1 protein-coding gene is annotated in these 1,424 nt (G+C 56.5%); it reads right to left on the bottom strand.

What is annotated here, in order from left to right; all coding sequences use genetic code 11:
• Positions 1–301: 301 nt before the first annotated feature.
• The gene (locus AQZ50_RS19855) at positions 302–1,345 is read right to left on the bottom strand and encodes an IS110 family RNA-guided transposase (protein ID WP_067749434.1); all 1,044 of its coding nucleotides are present in this window, start codon (positions 1,343–1,345) and stop codon (positions 302–304) included.
• Positions 1,346–1,424: the final 79 nt, after the last annotated feature.

Genomic DNA, 1,424 nt, shown 5'->3' with positions numbered 1-1,424 from the left:
AAAGAGCAGCCTTGAATCATATGTGGACGACCCCCTCTTACAAGATCACTGAACAGATATTTTGATCGGATCGCTTGCGATCATATGTCCGGCCTCTGGGTGCGGTCGCACATGACCGCGGGCCAAGATGGTTTCCGCGACGCGAGTTCCAAACAGAAAAGCGACCTGTGATGGCCACTGATTCAAACGGATTGTCACGCGTCTCGGATCGATCGATCACACCATCTGTTCGTTCACTTGCAAGTTCCAACCTCAACTCGGCGCGGTATCATCACCCGCATTCACCACGCCTGAGTGAGCTCTATATCGCGCTTGCCGCTGCAGGTCCTGCAGATCGCGAATTGTAGACCGCGCCCGTCATCATCATTTTCCATGCAATCCGGGCGATCTTGTTCGCCAACGCGACTGCCACGAGTTTGGGCGGTTTGCGCCGAAGCATGTCAATGAGCCAAGGCGATGCATTCCTGGCACGTCCGGCGCGGATCTGTTGCAAAAGTGAAGTTGATCCAACTACCAATGTTCGTCGCAACGCCTCATCGCCGGCACGGGTGATAACGCCGAGCTTGACCTTGCCGGCTGTCGAATGATCTTTGGGCGTCAGTCCAAGCCACGCCGCGAAATCCCGTCCGGAACGGAAAAGCACAGGCGCTGGTGTCTTCATGATCAACAGCGAAGCACCGATGGGCCCTACACCTGGTATCTGCGCAAGGCGGCGACTGCATTCGTCAGCGCGGTGCCAAGCCATCAACCGGGTCTCGACCTTCTCAATTTCTGCCTGCAATTGTACATATTCACGGGCGTGGATTGCAAACAGATCGCGCGCCATGTCTGGCAGCGTCTCATCGGCGGCAATCCGATCAAGCAGTGGCACAATATGTCGAACACCCTTGGCGGCCGTATACCCAAACTCGGCCGAATAGCCCCGGATTGCATTGGCAAGCTGGGTTCGATTACGGATCAGCCGATCGCGCATGCCTACCAACATCAGCGCGGCTTGCTGCTCAGCTGTCTTCACTGGCACGCTGCGCATTGTCGGACGACTCATCGCCTCGCACAGTGCCTCGGCATCAGCGGCATCATTCTTGCCGCGCTTCACATAAGGCTTGACGTACTGCGGTGGCAGCATCTTCACCTCGTGCCCCAGGCGTTGCAACTGCCGCGCCCAATGATGCGATCCACCGCATGCTTCGATCGCTACTACCGTTGGCGGCAACTTGGTGAAAAAATCCTGCATTTCCTTGCGCCGGAGCTTCTTGCGCAAAACCGGCTGCTCTGACGCGTTCACCCCATGTAGCTGAAAGACATGCTTTGACGTATCCATGCCAATGCGAATAATCTGTTCCACGGACGGCCTCCTCGATTGAGATGTTCGACAACCTCATTCTGGCACACTTTGATGCCGTTCGGGGGTCGTCCACCCCAAC

The organism is Novosphingobium sp. Fuku2-ISO-50, assembly GCF_001519055.1.
Classification (GTDB): Bacteria; Pseudomonadota; Alphaproteobacteria; order Sphingomonadales; family Sphingomonadaceae; genus Novosphingobium.
The sequence above is the reverse complement of the archived record's forward strand: the minus strand, read 5'-3'. Positions and strand labels throughout refer to the sequence as shown.